General features: G+C 62.5%; 14 protein-coding genes and 1 tRNA gene. 12 read left to right on the forward strand and 3 right to left on the reverse strand.

Annotated elements, in window-relative coordinates; all coding sequences use genetic code 11:
* Positions 1-7: 7 nt before the first annotated feature.
* The 7 genes from miaB to EB812_RS06845 all read left to right on the forward strand — a co-directional run bounded on the left by miaB (position 8) and on the right by EB812_RS06845 (position 8,115).
* Positions 8-1,357, forward strand: a complete 1,350-nt coding sequence (gene miaB, locus EB812_RS06815; protein ID WP_118228845.1) for a tRNA (N6-isopentenyl adenosine(37)-C2)-methylthiotransferase MiaB — start codon at positions 8-10, stop codon at positions 1,355-1,357.
* Positions 1,351-1,953 (forward strand): bifunctional nuclease family protein, encoded by a 603-nt coding sequence (locus EB812_RS06820; RefSeq protein WP_118228844.1) that lies wholly within the window; start codon positions 1,351-1,353, stop codon positions 1,951-1,953. Before miaB ends, EB812_RS06820 begins: the two co-directional genes overlap by 7 nt.
* A 305-nt stretch (positions 1,954-2,258) precedes the next feature.
* Positions 2,259-4,091 (forward strand): 8-methylmenaquinol:fumarate reductase flavoprotein subunit, encoded by a 1,833-nt coding sequence (sdhA, locus tag EB812_RS06825; RefSeq protein WP_118228843.1) that lies wholly within the window; start codon positions 2,259-2,261, stop codon positions 4,089-4,091.
* Positions 4,091-5,050 carry a succinate dehydrogenase/fumarate reductase iron-sulfur subunit gene (locus tag EB812_RS06830; RefSeq protein WP_118228842.1) on the forward strand — a complete coding sequence of 320 codons (960 nt, stop codon included), beginning with the start codon at positions 4,091-4,093 and terminating at the stop codon, positions 5,048-5,050. Before sdhA ends, EB812_RS06830 begins: the two co-directional genes overlap by 1 nt.
* Positions 5,051-5,054: 4 nt before the next feature.
* Entirely contained in the window at positions 5,055-5,909 is an 855-nt protein-coding gene (sdhE, locus tag EB812_RS06835) for an 8-methylmenaquinol:fumarate reductase membrane anchor subunit (RefSeq protein ID WP_118228841.1), read from the forward strand.
* Positions 5,910-6,194: 285 nt separating this feature from the next.
* Positions 6,195-6,599, forward strand: coding sequence for a hypothetical protein (locus tag EB812_RS06840; RefSeq protein WP_118228840.1), 405 nt, complete (start codon positions 6,195-6,197; stop codon positions 6,597-6,599).
* Positions 6,600-6,720: 121 nt separating this feature from the next.
* Positions 6,721-8,115 (forward strand): histidine kinase, encoded by a 1,395-nt coding sequence (locus tag EB812_RS06845; RefSeq protein WP_118228839.1) that lies wholly within the window; start codon positions 6,721-6,723, stop codon positions 8,113-8,115.
* A gap of 14 nt (positions 8,116-8,129) precedes the next feature.
* On the opposite strand, the gene EB812_RS06850 is transcribed toward EB812_RS06845, so the two are convergent.
* Both EB812_RS06850 and EB812_RS06855 read right to left on the reverse strand, forming a co-directional pair.
* Complete coding sequence (locus tag EB812_RS06850) at positions 8,130-11,177, reverse strand: hypothetical protein (RefSeq protein ID WP_165450910.1); 3,048 nt, start codon at positions 11,175-11,177, stop codon at positions 8,130-8,132.
* 96 nt (positions 11,178-11,273) lie between these two features.
* Positions 11,274-12,665 (reverse strand): radical SAM protein, encoded by a 1,392-nt coding sequence (locus tag EB812_RS06855; RefSeq protein WP_118228838.1) that lies wholly within the window; start codon positions 12,663-12,665, stop codon positions 11,274-11,276.
* Between the two features lie 530 nt (positions 12,666-13,195).
* Between EB812_RS06855 and EB812_RS06860 the strand changes: the two genes are divergently transcribed.
* Positions 13,196-14,152 carry a BMP family lipoprotein gene (locus EB812_RS06860; RefSeq protein ID WP_236031339.1) on the forward strand — a complete coding sequence of 319 codons (957 nt, stop codon included), beginning with the start codon at positions 13,196-13,198 and terminating at the stop codon, positions 14,150-14,152.
* 34 nt (positions 14,153-14,186) lie between these two features.
* Here the strand turns inward: EB812_RS06860 and rfaD are convergent, their stop codons facing one another.
* Positions 14,187-15,158: an ADP-glyceromanno-heptose 6-epimerase gene (gene rfaD / locus EB812_RS06865; protein WP_118228836.1), complete on the reverse strand. Its 972-nt coding sequence runs from the start codon at positions 15,156-15,158 to the stop codon at positions 14,187-14,189.
* A gap of 135 nt (positions 15,159-15,293) precedes the next feature.
* Here rfaD and EB812_RS06870 point away from each other — a divergent pair, with 135 nt between their 5' ends.
* The 4 genes from EB812_RS06870 to EB812_RS06885 all read left to right on the forward strand — a co-directional run bounded on the left by EB812_RS06870 (position 15,294) and on the right by EB812_RS06885 (position 18,103).
* The gene (locus EB812_RS06870; RefSeq protein ID WP_118228835.1) at positions 15,294-15,620 is read left to right on the forward strand and encodes a hypothetical protein; all 327 of its coding nucleotides are present in this window, start codon (positions 15,294-15,296) and stop codon (positions 15,618-15,620) included.
* Positions 15,613-16,407, forward strand: a complete 795-nt coding sequence (locus tag EB812_RS06875; protein WP_118228834.1) for an ABC transporter ATP-binding protein — start codon at positions 15,613-15,615, stop codon at positions 16,405-16,407. The genes EB812_RS06870 and EB812_RS06875 overlap by 8 nt, the downstream gene beginning before the upstream one ends.
* Positions 16,404-17,567, forward strand: a complete 1,164-nt coding sequence (locus tag EB812_RS06880; RefSeq protein WP_118228833.1) for a SufB/SufD family protein — start codon at positions 16,404-16,406, stop codon at positions 17,565-17,567. The genes EB812_RS06875 and EB812_RS06880 overlap by 4 nt, the downstream gene beginning before the upstream one ends.
* Before the next feature lie 460 nt (positions 17,568-18,027).
* Positions 18,028-18,103, forward strand: a tRNA-Ile gene (locus EB812_RS06885).
* Positions 18,104-18,213 lie beyond the last annotated feature (110 nt).

Raw genomic sequence — 18,213 nt, forward strand, 5'->3', positions numbered from 1 at the left:
CCGCCCCATGCAGGAAAGAACCTTTCATATCATCACGTTCGGCTGTCAGATGAACGTGCACGATTCTCAATGGCTGGGGGGGGCCTTGCGGGCGCGCGGCTTTGCCGAAGCGCCCCTGGAGGACGCCCAGGTGGTGGTGGTCAACACCTGCTCTGTGCGTGAAAAGCCTGAGCAAAAGGTCATGAGCGCCCTAGGGCGTATCCGGCAGGTCACGGGAGGCGATGCGCGCGTGCTGGTGGGGGTGGCCGGCTGTGTGGCGCAACAGCTGGGCACGGCGTTTTTTGAAAAAGAACCGCAGGTGCGCCTGGTGGCCGGCAGCGACGGCATAGGCGCGGCCCCGGCGGCAGTGGAACGCCTGTTGGAAGAACCGGACCTGCGCCTTTCTCTACTGGATTTCACGGACAGCTATGTGGAGCGCGAAGCCGGCGCGCCCGGCCCGGCCAATCCTGTAGCCTATGTGAACATCATGCAGGGCTGCGACAACTTCTGCACCTACTGCATCGTGCCCTACACCCGTGGCCGTCAGAAATCCCGGGCCAGCGGCGCCATCCTGGACGACTGCCGCGCCGCCCTGGAAAACGGCGCGCGTGAGATCACCCTGCTGGGGCAGAATGTCAATGCCTTTGGCCGGGACAAACACGGCGATGGCACCAGCTTTGCCCGCCTGCTCGCCCTGGTGGCGGAGCTTCCCGGCCTGGAACGGCTGCGCTACGTCACGCCCCATCCTAAAGATATGGGGCCAGAAGACGTGGAAGCCTTTGCCGCCCTGCCCCAGCTCTGTCCACGGCTGCACCTGCCCCTGCAGTCCGGATCAGATGTGGTGCTCAGGCGCATGCACCGACGTTACGACAGTGCCGCCTACCTGGACATGGTGGCCCGCCTGCGTGCGGCCCGTCCGGATCTGGCCCTTTCCACGGATCTGATCGTGGGCTTTCCCGGCGAAAGCGGGACGGACTTTGCCGCTACGCTGGAGATGGTGCGGGCCTGCGGCTTCATGTCCAGTTTTTCCTTTTGCTACTCGGACCGCCCCGGAGCGCGCGCCGCCCTGCTGCCGGGAAAAATTCCCTCAGCCGTGGCCAGAGAACGCCTGCTGCGTCTGCAAGCCTTGCAGGATGACCTGGGCGCGCACTGGCTGCAGGCCCGCGTAGGCGCGAGCACAACGCTGCTGCTTGAAGGGCCGAGCCCCCGTGAAGGGGACGCGGCGGCTCCCAGTTGGCAGGGCCGCGACCCTTACGGCGCGCTCGTGCACGTGCCCCTGTCTGCCGGCCAGGACTACAGCGGCAAAATGGCACGGGTGCGCATTACAGAAGCAAAAAAACACAGCCTGATGGCCCAGGTGCAGGGGGCCCTATGGTAGAAATGCACGTGTTTGGCCTGACCCTCGACCCGGAAAGCAAATCGCCCATCGTGGTGCTGCGCGAACTGGACGGCGAAACCGTGCTGCCCGTCTGGGTGGGCGCGGTGGAGGCTATGGCCGTTTCTCTGGCGCTCAACAACGAAAACCTGCCCCGCCCCCTGACCCACGACCTCATGCTTCTGACCCTGCGCGCGCTTAAGGCCAAACTGCTGCGGGCAGAGATCAGCGATCTGCGCGAGGGCGTGTTCTACGCCATGCTCCTGCTGGAAAGCCGGGAAGGCCGGGTGCGCGTGGACTGCCGCCCCTCTGACGCCATCGCCTTGGCCGTGCGGGCCCAGGCGCCCATCATGGTGGCTGAAGACGTGCTGCGCCGCGCCGCCTCTTGGGAAGACCGGCGGCAAAGCCCGCACGTGGAAGCCCCCGTGCCCGACGCCGCCACAGACATGCTGCGCCAGGCGGGCGCGCGAAAGGATGCCGACCACCTGGGCGGACGCCTGCTGCGTGAAGGCAGTCTGCCGCCGGAAGAAGAAGCGGATGCAGAGCGCTTCAGTGAAATGCTGCGTTCGCTGGAGCCCGCCTCTCGCCGCAAAATGTAGTTTTTTGCCAGGGCGTCGCGCCGGGTCTTTGTCCTTCCCGTCATACCCCACCACGCTTTCCGCCAGACAGTCCGCTTTTGCCCTTCCACGTCATTTTGCATAACAATGCAAGAGTGCTGTATTTTACTTACGCATCATTGACCTTTACTCTTGAAAAAAAGTTGCGTATTTTTTACTTGTTCTTCGTCGCGCGCAGGTTGAGCACACCCTAAAAGTTATGGCGCACGACACCTCTTCCATGCCGGTCCTCGGCGTTTAGCACCCCATACGGTCGACGCGGCATCTATCCAATTAAGGAATCCCTTATGACACAACAGATTACCCGCAGAAAATTTCTGCAATCGGCCTGCATCACCATCAGCGCGCTGACGGTGAACATGAGCGGCCTCGAAAAAGCCCTGGCAGCGGCCTCTGGTTCGGGACCAATGGCCACCTGTGACGTGCTGATCATTGGATCGGGCGGCGCGGGGCTGCGCGCGGCCGTGGCCGCCATGAAAAAAAATCCCAAACTCAACGTGGTGGTGGTCACCAAATGCATGCCCTCGCGCAACGCCACCTGTATGGCCGAGGGCGGCATCAACGGCGTCACTGATTTCAGCAAAGGCGACTCGTACGAACTGCACTGCTATGATACCGTAAAGGGCGGCGACTACCTGGTGGACCAGACATCCACCCTCAAGTTCTGCCAGCAGGCCGGGCCCGCCATTCTGGAGCTGGATTACCTGGGCATGCCCTTCTCCCGCACGGAGGACGGCCGGGTCAAAGCGCGGCCCTTCGGCGGCGCTTCCAAGGTGCGCTGCAACTACTCGGCCGACAAGACCGGGCACATTGTGGCGCACGTCTGTCTGGACGAAGCCCTGACCCACGGCGTCAAGTTCCTCATGGACCATGAGCTGCTGGATATTGCAACGGCCGACGGCCGCTGCGAAGGGGCTGTGCTGCGCAATATCCGCACTGGTGAAATCTCGCCCGTGCGCGCCAAAGCCGTGGTGCTGGCCACGGGCGGCTACACCCGCATTTTCTGGAACCGCACCTCCACCCCCTACATCTCCACCGGCGACGGCGTGGCCGCGGCCCTGCGCGCAGGCGTGCCCTTCAAAGACCCGGAGATGATCCAGTTTCACCCCACTGGCGTGGTACACGGCGGTGTGCTCATTACCGAGGCCGCACGCGGCGAGGGGGGGTATCTGCTCAACAACAAGGGCGAGCGCTTTATGAAAAACTACGCGCCCGCCAAAATGGAGTTGGGCCCACGCGACATTGTGGCCCGCGCCATTGAAACCGAAATCCGCGAAGGCCGGGGCTTCGGCCACGGGCTCGAAGCCTATGTGCTGCTCGACCTTGTGCACCTGGGCAAGAAAAAGATCGTCAACGACCTGCCGCAGATCCGCCATGTGGGCAAACTGTTTGAAAATATCGACCTGGTGGAAAAACCCATGATCATCCGCCCCACGGCCCACTATTCCATGGGCGGTATTGATGTGGACAAATTCGATGATATGTCCACCACCCTGCCCGGCCTGTTCACGGCTGGCGAAGCCTCTTGTGTGTCCATACACGGGGCCAACCGTCTGGGCGGCAATTCGCTGGCCGATGCCGTGGTTACCGGCAAAATCGCCGGCGACGGCGCGGCTGCCTACGCCGGAACAACGGAATACAGCGCGGGCAAGCGCCTGGTTGATCTGGCCGGGCAGTGGAAAAGCCGCTTTGTGGGCGTGACCAAAGGCGGCGACGCCAGACAGATGTATGCCATTCGGGAAGAAATGGGCGCGCAGCTCTGGGACAATATGGGCATTTTCCGCACGCAGGCCAAACTCGCCGCCCTGGCCGGCACGCTGGACGACCTGCAGTCGCGTTACGACGCCCTGCGCATCCCCAATGCCAACCCCGTGTACAATTCCGTGTTCACTGAATACGTGGAACTGGGCAATATGCTGCAACTGGCCAGAGCCGCCTGTCTGGCCGCCACAGCACGCAGGGAATCCCGCGGGGCGCACACCCGAGAGGACTTCCCCAAACGCGACGACGCCAATTTCCTTAAACACAGCATGGTCACCATGGATGAAGGCGGCAGGCTGCACATGGGCTGGAAGGCTGTGGAGATCGCCAACTTCAAGCCTGAGGAGCGGAAATACTGATGGCTACGCTTATTATCAACCGCTTTGACGGCAAAAAAGGCTACGAGCAGACCTACACCCTTGCAGCCGCCGACGTGGCGGGCAAAACCCTGCTCAATACCCTGTTGTTCATCAAGCAAACCCAGGACCCCACGCTGAACTTCACGGCCTCCTGTCGTTGCGCCATCTGCGGCGCGTGCGGCGTGCGGGTCAACGGGCACGCAGTGCTGGCCTGCGACACCAAGATGGACGACCTTTTCAAAACTTATGGCACAGACAGTCTGCACATTGCGCCGCTGGCCAACTTCCGGGTGATTTCCGATCTGGTGGTGGACTGGGAGCCCGCTGTGGACAATCTGCGCAAAATCCACCCCGGCATGGCCGCCAAGGACCAGTTTTCCGCAAAGGAGGGCTGCCGTCAGACCCAGGCCGAATTCGACCGCATCAAAAAACAGTGGGACTGCATTATTTGCGGCTGCTGCGCTTCGGAATGCAATAAACTTACCGCTGACCGCAGCGACTATATGGAGCCCTTTGTCTTCACCCACGCCTGGCGCGTGGCCAATGACTCGCGCAGCAAAGACCCGCTGCTGCACGGCAAACCAGCCGTGGCGGGCGGCCTGTGGAACTGCGTACACTGCCAGGAATGCGCCAACCGCTGCCCCAAGGGCATCAGCCCCGCCGACGACATTGCCGGCCTGCGAGCCATGGTCATGGCCAAAGGCATGACCGACGGCGTAGGCCCGGCCCACGCCCAGTCCTTCTATACCGACCTGGTGGAGGATTCCGGCCGCCTGAATGAGGTGCGGCTGGCCCTGCGCACCGAAGGCGTCAGCACCATTGCCCGCGCGGGCATGGCCATCACCCTGCTGCGGCAGGGCAAGATGAACCCGCTAGAGGCTTTCGGCAGCGAAACCATTGAAGGGCATGACGCCCTGGTGAAGATGATTGAGGCGGCCCACACCGCCGCAAAGGAGTAGTCGTATGCAGACCGAATTCGCCTTTTTCCCCGGCTGCGTGCTGACTCAGGCCGCCAAGGAATCCAGAATGGCCCTTGAAGCCGTAGCCCCGGCTTTGGGTCTGAAGCTCAGGGAAATCCCCGGCTGGAGCTGCTGTGGCGCTTCCCAGGCTCAGGACGTGGATCACCTGGCAACGCTCGTGGCCAATGCCCGCAATCTGGCCCTGGCCGAACAGATGGGCCTGCCCGTGCTGACCTCGTGCAGCACCTGTCTGCTCATGCTGCGCCGCGCCAAACAAGAGCTGGACGATGGGCAGAAAGAACGCATCAATACCTTTCTGGCCAAAGGCAACATGACCTACAAGGGCACCAGCGAGGTAACCAGCCTGCTCTGGGAGCTGGCGCGGAACGCCGACGCCCTCAAGGCCAAAGTGACCAGGCCCCTCACCGGACTCAAAGTGGCCGCCTTCTACGGCTGCCACAGCCTGCGGCCCGAATCTGCCCTGGGCTTTGAAAGCTCGGTAAATCCCACGAGCTTTGAAACCATTGTGGCGGCGTTGGGCGCACGCACCGTGCCTTTTGCCAAAAGGCTGGACTGCTGCGGCTTCCACGCCGTGTACCCGGCAGAAAAATCCGTCATGCTCATGACCAGCGAAATCGTCAACAGCGCCGCCACCGGCGAAGCCTCCTGCATAGTCACTCCTTGCCCGCTCTGTCAGATGCAGCTGGATATCTATCAGGACAACGCGCAGGAGCAGCACAACTCCAAAGCCCGCCTCCCCGTGCTGCACCTTTCGCAACTGGTGGGTCTGGCCTTGGGGCTGCCCGCCAAGCAACTGGGCCTCGACTACAACGTCATCGACGCCACAAAACTTGGCTAACCTCTCTCCGTCCGCCCGGAGCCGCCATAAGGGCGGTTCCGGGCTTTTTCCACCCCACAAGGCCCGGCGTTGCCCCCTTCCCCCTCCGCCTTCCGTTGTTGTCCATAATTTCGTGACATTTCTACAATTATTCTAGACAATTGCCGGCACGTTGAATATTTTTGCAACCTATAAAGATTACAGACAATCACTGCCCTAAAGGCTTTGCGCGACCTGACCGATAACACTGTCAGGCCGCGCGGCAGCCAGCGCCGCGTCCCGACTGCCAAGCCCCATAGGTGCCCCATGTGTGACTACGGTCTGTTCAAAAAAATCGATGCTCTCCTCGCTGCCGGCCACACTACGGGAGCGCGGCGGCTGCTGCTGGAACTGCAGTCCCGCTGCCTGGCCCAGGACGACGAACTGGACCTGCTGCGCACCCGCCTGCAGACCCTGGAAGACACCGTGCAGATACAACGCGACCTGTATCAACGCCAGGGCCTCTACTGGCTGCGCAGTCAAGGGGTTTCACTGGGGCCCTTCTGCCCTCAGTGCCAGGAAAACGGCGGCGGGCTCATCCGCTTGTACCCCACGGGCACGGCCCTGTGCTGCCCTTACTGTCACGCCCTGTACCCCCGCCCCGGCTGTCAGGAGACGCCCGCCAATTCCGGGGCGTTGCGGCACGCCCGCATTCTGCCCTTCGGGCGCTGAAACGCCCGGTCCTGCCTTTGTCAAAGACGTTTTTCCGCCCTGCGCGCCAGGTCGGCGGGACAGTTTCATCCTTGCGCCGCACGGCCCTGACGGCTATGCTCCAGACAGGAACACCTATGGCATGACCAATTCTCCACCACTCCATATTCTGCTTCTGGCGGAAAGCGAGCCCAAGGCTGCTCTGGACAGACGCGCCCTGCGCGAGGCCGGAGCGGACCGGGTGGAATGCCGCACCTCCGGCGTAGAGGCCGCCCGTCTTCTGGCCCGGCTCGTGCCTCCCCTGCCGGATTTTTTCCCACAGGCCGTCGTCTGCAGCCAGCGTCTGGCCGATATGGACGGCGAACAGTTCTGCGCCATGCTCCGCCTGCACCCCCTGCTCCTGGACCTGCCCGTGCTGCTCATTTTGCCCAGCGACAGCGAGGCGGAACAACTCAGAACCCTTGGCTGCGGGGCCAGCGCCCTGCTGGCCCGCCCCTATTCCGTACGCCTGCTCAAACAGCACCTGACCGCGCTGACCGCGGCCCGCACCGGCCAAGAAGAACTAGAACGGGCCAAAAAACTGACCGACACCCGCGCCTTTGATCGAGCCCTGGAAACCTATGCGCTGCTGCTCAAGCCCGTGCGTCGCCCCGAAGACTACTTCAGGGTAGGCATGAGCTGTCTGGAAAAACGGCAGTGGAATCATGCCATTGCCGCCTTTCAACGCGCCCTGCACGGCGCGCTGCTGGAGGGCAAGGCGCAGTTGGGCATGGCCGTGGCCTGGAAGGGCAAGGAGGATATGCTCCGCTATCGGGAATATCTGGGGCAGGCCGCGGCCACTTTTGTACGCGCCCGCCAGTGGCACCGGGCGCGGGAGGTCTATGCGCGGCTGCTGCGCTCGGACCCGTCGGCCAAAAATCCCTTCCTCGCCGAGGCCGTCCAGCTCATGCGTCAGGGCGCGTATGACCAGGCCGCCGAAGTGCTGGTGCAGGCCGCGCCCGTTACGCCCCGCGCGCACCTGAGCGCCAGGGTGGCGGACGTCTGTCTGTCCGCTACGGAACCGCAGGCCATGCTGCAGGGGCTGGAAGCAGGGCTGCAGCGCGCCTTGGGGCCGGAGGCCGGGCCCTTGGCGGACGACATCCGCGCCAGTCTGGAAGAATTGCGCCGCCAGGCTGAGGCCCATCGTCGTGAAGAACAGGCCGAACGCCAGTGGCGCGCGGCCCGCGCGGCCGCCGCAGAACGGAGGGCCGCCGCAACTGCGGAGAAAACGCAGGAAACGCCGCCCCGTACGGCCGCTGACGCCTCACCGGGGGCCGGCAGGGTGCGGCCTCCGATTCCCGGCGTCGGCCAGAAGACCCCGGTGGCGGCTCCCTGGGGCGCGATGCCATCTGCAGACACAGCGGACAAAACGTCCCCTGCCCCCCCACAATTGTTGCTGCCGCTGGAAACCGAGGCGGCTTCCGGCCAGGCATCCGGCCTGGGCGACCTCATCACGATCATGCAATATACCTGGCGGCTGGCCCGCGGCAAAAAATAGCTTTCAGGGCCGCGTTACCTCAAGGGGCAGCTTGGGCCCGCCTGGACCTGGCGCAGCTTGGCCGTACTGCCGGGTTCGCGCGGCCGCAAAGGGCGACAAAGCCGGTGAAGGCTGCGCAGATAGCCCTTGTGCTTATCCAGAAAAAAGGCCAGCGGACGGGAAAAATTACGCCCCAGCAATCCGTCCACCAGCATTTGACTGATTTCGCGCTCCCGGGTGAGCACCAATTGGGCCCGCACCAAGGCGCTGCGGTCGGCTTCGGGCATGGTGCGGATAATCTGCCGGAAGGCCTCCTGAGCGCGGGGCTGGTAAAACCAGAAGTACATGAGGTCCAGGGCGTGGACAATAAAGGCCTGCTCCAGCTCGCGTCCCAGGGCTCCACCTCGCCCCTTCAGTCCGCCGGGACGAGCCAGTTTGACCAGACCATCCTCGTCGGGAAAAAGCAATTCCAGACGTGTGTAGCAGTCAAACAGCCGGTGCAGCTTGCTTTTGTAGTCCCAGCGGCGCATGCGCAGGTTCACCTGACTGTCGGCGTAGCCCTCAATGAGGGCCGCCACCGTGTCCGACGCCATTTTGGAAATGACGGCCGCGCTGGGCACCAGATAAAGAGCGGGATCCGTCACCTCAAAAAACACGGCGCCCATGTACAGCACGCTGTTGTACAGCGATGATATGGGGATGGCCAACCCACTGCGGAAAAGATTGCCGATGGCGGCCTCCTTGGGAAAGCCGCGGAACACGTTGTGCGCGCAGATGTACACGCCGTTGACGATATTGATGACGGTAAAAACCAGCAGAGGGGCCTTCGCCGCGCTGAGCCCCAGATAGTCTTCCAGCAGCCAGACGCGCACCACCACTTCCAGCAAAAACACAGAAATGCCCGTGTACATGAGCGAATCGCACAAGCGGCTTACACTGACCTGGTCTTTCCAGTGGATCAGAGTGTCGCGCGTGGCCCCTTTGGCGGCCATGACCATCTGCACTACGTTGCGCACGCCGGTAATGCCGAACCAGAGGAAGGTGCCGCACCAGGCCAGGAACCACCAGTCCTGTGTGTACAAAAAAGAGAAAAAGGCCGGGCAAAAGCCCAACAGCACCTTGAGCCCGTTGCTGATGCGCCGGTTGAGGCAACTGAGGCCGGGGCAGGATTCGGGACCGGCCACGACGGTTTCCTGCAGACCGTTGCCCGTGCGGCGGTTCAGGCCGCCCAGGTTCATAACATTGCCTTGTGGGCAGACGCGGAAGCCCTCGCTGGCCGTCTTCCAGGCGCGGCGGCGCTCCATACCCAGGTGGCGGCAGCCCGGCAGCCAGCGCAGGCAGGCTTGCGCGCTCTGCCAGACCGTGGGATTGGACGGCCTGCGATAACGCACGCATTCCTCCACAGGCGAGCAGATGGGGATATCAGGCTGAAAACGTTCCCGCGCGCGAGCGCGCACGCTGCGCCGGGGCAAGGTTTCTTTGAGGGCAAAGCCCATGCCGTAGTAAGCAGCCCGGCTGGTTGAGTTGGTGCCCAGACGCGACCCCAGGGGCCTGTCCCGATAATGGGCCCAAAGTTTGGGCACGTTGAGCAGTATCTGCCGGAATTTGGCCGCCCGCACTTCGTCCTGATTGTCCATGCGCCGGGCCATGCGGCGGATAAGCTCTTTGACGCGCGGCCCCAACCCTGCGTTGAGGGCCTGCTGCAGTTCGCTGATTTCCTTGAGGTGGGCTTGCCGTCCCTCCATCCAACCCTTCATGTTGAAAATTTCCAGATGGCTGATGCAGCCCTGGCTGTCCCACAGCAGTTCCGCCACGTCTTCGGCCTTAAGATCCTGGGTGCCCAGCACCAGCCGGTAACCGGGGTTAAGGTCGGCCAGCTCCCGCGTCAGTTCTTGTACAGAAAGCTGCATGAGCGCGGGCAAATCCCTGGCCGTGGCGGGGTTGCTCAGGTCCGGCATTTCCGGATGCCGCAAAGGGGAAAGCCACTGTTCCAACACGTCCTCCACCCCAAAGGCGTCCAAGGCCTGGAGTTCGGCGCGCGCTTCTTCCGTATTTAGGGCGGCCAGGTGCGCCGCGCGTTGGCGCAGCACGGGCAGCATATGCCGGTGCAGGGCCTCGGCCAGGTGCTGGGCCGAGGCCTGTCCACGCCCCACAAAGCGCAAAAAGGCCTCTGAGGTCAACTCCGGCACGGCAAAGCCCAACGTGGCCTCCAGCTGCGGACGCTGGCGCGCGTTCCACAGGGCCAGACTCTGCAGCACGCGCCGCCGCCGCCAGCGCAGCACTTCCCGGCCGCGCTGCATGATCTCCACCAGTTTGGGATTGTGCAGAAACTCCAGAAAATCCTCATTGGAACTGAAGCCGCGCGGTATCCAGAACAGACTGATGCAGCGGCCATAAAAGGGCACATGAAATTCCAGGCCGATGCGCACGGCAATGCCCGTAATTTCCGCCGCGCGCAAAATCTCGCGGGCGGCCTCAGGCTGCACCCAGTATTCGTAGGCCACGGTCAAGGAACGCAGGCCTTTGATCCAGGCGTCCATAATGAGGTGGGTGGGACTTTTGCGGCCGAGGGTATTGGCGTCGTAAACGTGGTCGTCAAAGGCCAGCTGGTTCCACTCCTCGGGCATTTCCGGCAGGTGGTAGCGGGCCAGCATCTGGCGCACGGCCCGGGGCGTGCCCTGCACGGTACGACGAAAGTCGTGGGCCAGCCGCAGCTGTTTGCCTTGGTTGCCGTGGGCGCGGACCATGTCCTTCATGATCTGCATAAGCACGCGTGCTGTATTACGGCGGAGGGTGGAATGGGCGCTGTTGAGCACCTCGTCATAGAGCGTCTGCAGGGCGCGCAGCCGACCCCTAGCCTGGGTCTGGCCTTCCCGCAGGTTGCGCAGCAGGTTAATGACAGCGTGGGCCATGCGGGAAACAGGCGAGGCCACCAGCTCCTTGATGCCATGGGGGTGCAGATCCGGCTCCACCAGGCTGGCGTCGGCCTGGCGGGCGTCTGTTTCCAGAATGCGATTAACCAGGGCCAGGATTTCCTTGTCCTGCCTGTCAAAAAAAATGCCGTGCCAGAGCGCGCCCGCCACGCCGCCTCCTTTGTCCGCCGCTGCGGCGCGGCGTGGGTTTTTATACTTTACACCTATCCCACCCTGCAGCCGGCGTCAAACGCATGACATAAGCTCTCAGATAAATTCGTCCATACGCCCGGCGCGCACCTTTTGCAGCAGCTTTTCGGCGGCGCCGCGCTCCTGTGCGGTCATATGATCCAGTTTGTCGACCAGCAGGCGTTCACCCATCTCACGGGTGCGGGGTGTGGCAAAGTGCAGCAAAAATTCCTCAAACGAGGCTTCAGAATTGGGCCCGCATTGGCTTTTCATGCCGCACTCGCGCACCATGGACAAAAACTCCTGCCCCCGTCGGCCCAAACGCGGACAGGCCGCGCAGAAGGAAGGCAGGTGCCGGGCCTCCTCCAGAAGAAAACGCACCACTTCATCCACATGGCAGGCCTCGCCGATGGGAAAAGGCACCTTCTGCCCCGGCGCCAGAAACCAGCCGTCATAGGGATTGGCCACACTGCCCGTGAGCAGTTGCGAAGCCCCTACGCCGCAGCCGTCGCGCCAGAGGCCGGAAGGTTCCTTGGTGGTGAGCACCAGACCGGCATAGGGGATAGCCAGCCGGGCAATGGCCACGCAACGCAGATATTCCGCATCGCTTACGGGGTACGGAGCTTCCATCTGGCTGCCGGGGGCCGGGCGCATGCGGTGCAGGCTGACGGTGCGACAGGCCACGTCGTACACGCGCAAAAGATGTTCCTGGTGCAGCACCAGCCCCAGCAAATCGTAGCGCCAGGGCCCCAGCCCCAGCAGCAGGCCGCCGCCCACGTCGGGCACGCCCGCCTCCAGAGCCACGTCCGGCGCGTTGAGGCGGGCCACATAATTGCTCTTGGGACCGGCCACATGTGCCGCCCGGTAACTGAGCTCGTGGTAGGTATCCTGATAAATGAGCACCGTACCCACAAAAGCGTCCAGCAGCACGGGGTACTGCTCCGCGTTCAAGGGCCCCACATTGACGTTGACGCTGTGGATCTCGCCTACGCCGTCAAACAACGTGTACAGAATGCTGACCGCTTCGGCCAGATATTCCACATCGGCATTGGGCAGTTGCCCGCTCACCAGAAACACCCGCTTGTGCCCTTGCCGCGCCAGCTTGAGGCCGGCCTCGCGGATCTCCGGCGAGGTCATGTATTTGCGCTCCACCGTGGTATTGCCCTTGCGGTTGGCGCAGTACAGACACTCGCTGCCGCAGTGGTTGGAAAGGTGCAGCGGGGCCGAGAGCACCATGCGGTCGCCGTAGACGCGCTGCTTCACGGCGTCGGCGGTGGCCATGATGCGGCGCAGGCCGGACGGATCCTCTACACGCATGAGGGCCGCAGTTTCGTCCACCGTCAGCGGCGTCAGGGAAAGGGACTTGTCCAGGATATCACGAAGTTCCGCCTTGTCCGGAATGCGCGTACAGCTCAAAGCGGTATCAATAGCCTTGACATCCAGCCAGTGCGGCAACTTTTCCGTGGACATGATTGACCATCCTTGCAGCTGTTATGAGCAATATGGGTGTTTCACTGAAATTAACTTTCAAAAAACCCCAAAACATCTCTTTTTTGTCGGCACATAAAAGTTATTTATTTCACAGAGTACTGTCAAGGCTTTTCACCATAAGAAAATTGTTTTTAGTTGTTATACGTTAGCGCAATAAAAAAGCTGTCCCGACACGCCGGCGGCAAAGCCTCAGGCGTAACAAACTGCTTTTGTTCAGGAGGTCTGCGGGGCGCCATCCCACCCAAACCTTCGGCCGGTATTGGCCTTGCTTTTTGCAATGGTCCGCCGCCCTTGCGGCGCGGCTGTCTGGATTATATACACAGCCTGTCAGCGGCGGATTGTTGTCCGGGCAGGCAGCCTTGCGACAGCCACCACCCCCGCCTCACCTTCCAGCCCCAGAGTTTTCCATGCCCTCTTTTTTCTTACTCTTTTGTCGTTTGATGGCCTTTCTGCCAGCCCTGTTTTTCCTTCTTTTCCCTCTCCCGGCGGCGGCAAACGAGCCGCTACGCGTGGCTCTGGTGCTGGAGCATGCCGGTGGCGACGGCGGCTGGACCGACAGCCTGCTGGCCGGCCTGCGGCGGGCGGCGGAAACCCTGCCTGTGCAGGCTACGCCCCTTATTCCTCAACCGGGAGCCGATGCGGCAGCGCTGGAAGCGCTCTTTCGCCAGGCAGCGCAGGAGAATGACCTGGTGCTGGTGGCCTCTGACCGCCTGCACGAAATTTTGCGCAACAACGCCGCCAATTTCCGCAGGACCATGTTCGGTTGCATCGACGCGGGCATACGCGCGCCCAATATTATGAGCATCACCTTCGCGGACGAGCAGGCGGCCTTTCTGGCTGGAGCCGCCGCGGCCATGCTGACCACGGCCAAGGCGCTGCCAGGCATCAATGCGGATAAAACGCTCGGCTGGGTTTCCGGCGAGGATGTGCCCGCCCTGCGCTCGCTGTTTAACGGATTCAAGGAAGGCGCGCGCCTGGTGGACCCGGAAGTGCGGGTCATCCAGGCCGTGAGCGGCTCCTTTGCGGACGCCGCCGCTGGCGGCAAGGCCGCGCAAAGCCTGCTGGATCAAGGTGCGGACGTGCTGGTGCTGGCCGCGGGCCTGGGCAACGGCCCGGCTTTGGCTGCCGTGAAAGCACGCAATGCCTATATGGTGGGTATGGATGCGGACCAGCGGGCGCGCTTCCCCGGCCATGTGCTTACCTCCGTACTCAAGCACGGAGATGCAGCCGTCTATGACCTCATTGCCGCCGCCGCATCGGGGAAGTTTCAGGGCAAGAAAATTCTGGTGCGCGATCTGGCCAACGGTGGCGTGGATATTACGGATCCGGCCGTCTTCAGCGCGGCCGCCGGGACCGGTGCACCGCCGGATCTGCAGCGCCGGGTGCAGGAGCTGCGCGGCGAGGTGCTGCGCGGCGGCGTACGTCTGCCCTCCATGCGGGCACGCACGCTCTGCGATTGCCTGTAGGCCGCGGCGCGGGTCCGGCACATCTGGCCGGAAGCTATAAATAGGGGTCCGCGGTTTCCAGGTAGTTGGTCACATAGTCGGTTACGCCGTCTTCCAGCGGCGTGAAAGTCAGGGGGCAGTCCACCGCGTTCAGCCAGCTCATGTCCGCGCGGGTGTAGTTCTGGTACCGCCCGCTCAGCCCTGGGGGCATATCTACATATTCTAGACGGCAGGGGCTGCCCAGGGCCCGGAATACGGCGCGCCCCAGGTCGTTAAAGCTGCGGGCCGTGCCCGTGCCTACATTGCGGATGCCGCAGACGTCCCGCCGGTCCAGCAGCCAGGCCATAAATACCGCGCAATCCTTGACATAGACGAAATCCCGCTTCTGTTCGCCGTGGGCCAGACCAGGCACGTCGGATTTAAAAAGACAGAGCCGCCCTTCAGTGCGGATCTGGCGGTGGGCCTTGGCCACCACGCTCTGCATGGAGCCCTTATGGTATTCATTGGGGCCGTAGACGTTAAAAAATTTGAGACTGGCCACCTCGCTCTGCAAATGCTCCCGCAGCAGCCAGAGGTCAAACAGCTGTTTGGAATAGCCGTACATGTTCAAGGGCCGCAGGCCGGGCACCAAGCCCGCAGCGTCGCTGAAGCCCAGAGAGCCGTCTCCATACGTGGCGGCAGAACTGGCATTGATGAAGCGTGCGCCTTTGTCCAGGGCGTAACGGCACAGATCGCGGCTGCAATGGAAGTTGTTTTCCATCAAAAAATCCGCGTTCCGCTCAATGGTGGAGGAACAGGCCCCCAGATGCGCCACGGCGCTGATTTTCCATGGCAGGGCGTCCCGCCGCAGGAGGTCGTAAAAACGGTCGCGGTGCAGGTAATCCACATACTGCCGCTTAACCAGATTGCGCCATTTTTCGGTTTCGGCCAGATTATCCACCACCACGATTTCGTCCAGCCCCAGCCGGTTGAACTCCCAAAGCAAGGCGCTGCCGATAAAACCCGCGCCTCCGGTTATGACAAGCATGCAACACCTCCTTTGGCATGCTAGCCAGGATGCCCCTCTGACGCAAGCGCTCTTCCCTGCCTTTCCCTTCGTGACAGCTGGACAGGACCGGCCAAGTTTGCCAGTATGGAGGGCCTCACAACCAAGGGGAAACGTATGGAAGTGTGCATCGCCTATCTGCACGGCAAGCCCGTCATGCTGGAGTTGCGGGACGGCATCGTCTATTTGGACAACGCCCCCCAACCCATTAAAAATGTGAACGAGGATGAGCTGCGCGCCTTCAGTGCCGCAGTGCAGGCCATCCCGTACAGCACGGACCCCGGCTACGATGCCCTGGTCAACGCCAAAAGGGCCGCCTTTATTGTGGAACTGCTGGGCCGGGCTGTGGGGGAAGAGTGCGTTTCGCTGCTCACCCACATCCTGGACCATGTGCACTACGATGTGCTGGAATATCTTGGCGAAACCGGGGAAAACGATGCTTGAAATCCACGATCTGCATGTGAGCGTGGGCGACACGCCTGTCCTCAACGGCATCGACCTGCGCATTCCTCCGGGCGAAACGTTCATCCTGTTCGGCCCCAACGGTTCCGGCAAAACCACGCTGCTCATGACTATCATGGGCGTTTCGGGCTACACGGTGACCCAGGGCAGCATCGTTTACAAGGGCAAGGACATCACCTATGCCCCCATGTACGAACGGGCGCGCATGGGCATCGGCATGTCCTTTCAGCGGCCCCCCACCATCCACGGGCTGACCACCGGCCGCCTGACGGAGCTCTGCGCGCACGGTCGCAATCTGGATCTGCCCGATCTGGCCCGCAGGGTTCACTTTGACCGCTTTCTGGACCGGGACGTCAACGCCGGTTTTTCCGGCGGGGAAATCAAACGCTCCGAACTGCTGCAGCTTATGGCCCAGCAGCCGGACCTGATCCTGTTTGACGAGCCGGAATCGGGCGTGGACCTGGAAAACATGGCCCTGGTGGGCAACACCGTGCGCTACCTTCTGGACGGCATGCCGGACCAGCCCGCCACCACCCTGCGCCAGCAGCACCAGTCCCGCTCCACCAGCGGGCTGATCATCACCCACACCGGCCACATTCTGAAATACGTCAACGCCCACCGGGGCCAGGTCATGTACCGCGGCCGGCTCTGCTGTGAGGCCAACCCGCGCGACATTCTGGACCACATCGCCCAGCACGGCTATCAGGAATGTCTGCGCTGTCTGTCCGGCGACACGTACGGTCGCATTGCGGAGGCTCCTCGTCCATGAGCACGCTCGATCTTTCCCGTTACGCCTTTGACGGCGGCGAAAATGCCGCCCCCATCGAAAACCTCTCCAGCCTGCCTGCCGAAGACCAGGACCGCCTGGTGCTGGCCGGCATCGACGTCAACGACCGCAGCGTGAGCGGGGCCTTTATGCAGCTCAACCACGCGGGCGTGCACTGCGAAACCCGCCAAGACGGGCTGGAACTTATGGACATCCGCGCCGCTCTGAAAAAATACGACGGCCTGCCCCGCTATTACTGGCAACTGCTGGATCCGGACAAGGACGCCTACACCCGCCTTACCCGTGAGCACTGCAACGGCGGCTACTTTGTCCGGGCGCGCAAAGGCGTCAAAGTGCAGCAGCCTGTGCAGTCCTGTATGTTCATTAAGGGGGACGGCGCGGGCCAGAGCATCCACAATATCGTCATTGTGGAAGAAGGCGCTGAAATGCACGTTCTGGGCGGCTGCGCCACGGCCCACAACGCCCACGAGGTGGCCCATCTGGGCATTACCGAATATTTTGTGGAAAAAGGCGGCAAGCTCACCTTTACCATGATCCACAACTGGAGCGAAACCGCCGCCGTGCGGCCCCGCTCCGCCGGGCGCGTGGAAACGGGCGGCGAATTTCAGAATAACTACATCCTGCTCAAGCCCGTGGGCGATTTGCAGATGTACCCCGGCATCCGGCTGGTGGGCGAAGGGGCCGTGGCCCGCTTCAACTCCGTCATCGTGGCTCCGGAGGGCTCCCATGTGGACAGCGGCAACCGCATCGACCTGGACGCCCCCCACACCAGGGGCGAAATCATCTCACGCGTGGTGACCACGGGCGGTGAAGTGATCAACCGGGGCTTCATCGGAGCCAGCGCCGCCCCGGCCAAGGGGCATCTGGAGTGTAAGGGCCTTATCCTCGGCGGTGGACGCATGCACGCCATCCCGGAGCTGGACAGCAACCAGGACGGCGTGGAGCTCTCGCACGAAGCCGCCGTGGGCAAGATAGCCCAGGAGGAAATCGAATACCTCATGGCCCGCGGTCTGGACGAGGACGAAGCCGCCGCCACCATTGTGCGCGGCTTTCTCAACGTGGAGATTATGGGCCTGCCCGCCCCGCTCAAAAAGGCCATGGACGCACAGATTTCCCTGCTCCAGGCCCATAAGGGCATGTAGGGAAACCCGGGGATTGCCCCAAAGACTGGTTTGCGCTGTCCAGGCGGTGAGAGACCCCTGGCACACGGGCATTGTCCTCCCAGAGGGGCCGTCTGGGCCGTCCAGATCAGGGGCCCACGGCGCACGGAGATTGCCCCTGAAATGGCAGAGGCGGCAAAACTCTCAGACCACAGGGGCCCTCGGCGCATGGAGATTGTCCCTGCGCGGTGTTGTAACGCCGTGCTGCGACGGCTGCCCCCTGTGAGCACACTCTGCGCCAGGGCGCCACGCGTTTGCAAAACCTTGCAGACCGGCAAAAGAGCCCTGGCGCGACACGACATCTGATATCGGACCGCTGCTGTGCGCCGACAAAACCTTGCAGCAAGAAAAAAACGGTCGCCCGCGCGGAGCAGGCCTCTACTTTAGGGCGAACCGGGCGGCGTCTTGACGGGGACTGTTTTTTGGAATATTTTACAGTGTTGGGCCTATAGCTCAGTTGGCAGAGCCTCCGGCTCATAACCGGCTTGTCCCAGGTTCGAGTCCTGGTGGGCCCACCAAGAACTGTTCCGCCAAAGTCCGTCAAAGTCCGTAAGACCTTGACGGACTTTGCTTTTATGGCGAATGACACTTCTTTTAGGTTCGCATGGGTTCGTTGACAGCCGCAACC

Origin of the sequence: Desulfovibrio legallii (assembly GCF_004309735.1) — a bacterium.
Classification (GTDB): Bacteria; Desulfobacterota; Desulfovibrionia; order Desulfovibrionales; family Desulfovibrionaceae; genus Desulfovibrio; species Desulfovibrio legallii.

Excerpts from the sequence above, each read along its gene's own strand:
- sdhA (WP_118228843.1), top strand. The coding sequence starts at position 2,259 with ATGACACAACAGATTACCCGCAGAAAATTTCTGCAATCGGCCTGCATC.
- rfaD (WP_118228836.1), bottom strand. The coding sequence starts at position 15,158 with ATGCTTGTCATAACCGGAGGCGCGGGTTTTATCGGCAGCGCCTTGCTT.
- EB812_RS06870 (WP_118228835.1), top strand. The coding sequence starts at position 15,294 with ATGGAAGTGTGCATCGCCTATCTGCACGGCAAGCCCGTCATGCTGGAG.
- EB812_RS06830 (WP_118228842.1), top strand. The coding sequence starts at position 4,091 with ATGGCTACGCTTATTATCAACCGCTTTGACGGCAAAAAAGGCTACGAG.
- EB812_RS06875 (WP_118228834.1), top strand. The coding sequence starts at position 15,613 with ATGCTTGAAATCCACGATCTGCATGTGAGCGTGGGCGACACGCCTGTC.
- EB812_RS06880 (WP_118228833.1), top strand. The coding sequence starts at position 16,404 with ATGAGCACGCTCGATCTTTCCCGTTACGCCTTTGACGGCGGCGAAAAT.
- EB812_RS06845 (WP_118228839.1), top strand. The coding sequence starts at position 6,721 with ATGACCAATTCTCCACCACTCCATATTCTGCTTCTGGCGGAAAGCGAG.
- sdhE (WP_118228841.1), top strand. The coding sequence starts at position 5,055 with ATGCAGACCGAATTCGCCTTTTTCCCCGGCTGCGTGCTGACTCAGGCC.
- EB812_RS06855 (WP_118228838.1), bottom strand. The coding sequence starts at position 12,665 with ATGTCCACGGAAAAGTTGCCGCACTGGCTGGATGTCAAGGCTATTGAT.
- EB812_RS06820 (WP_118228844.1), top strand. The coding sequence starts at position 1,351 with ATGGTAGAAATGCACGTGTTTGGCCTGACCCTCGACCCGGAAAGCAAA.
- miaB (WP_118228845.1), top strand. The coding sequence starts at position 8 with ATGCAGGAAAGAACCTTTCATATCATCACGTTCGGCTGTCAGATGAAC.
- EB812_RS06840 (WP_118228840.1), top strand. The coding sequence starts at position 6,195 with ATGTGTGACTACGGTCTGTTCAAAAAAATCGATGCTCTCCTCGCTGCC.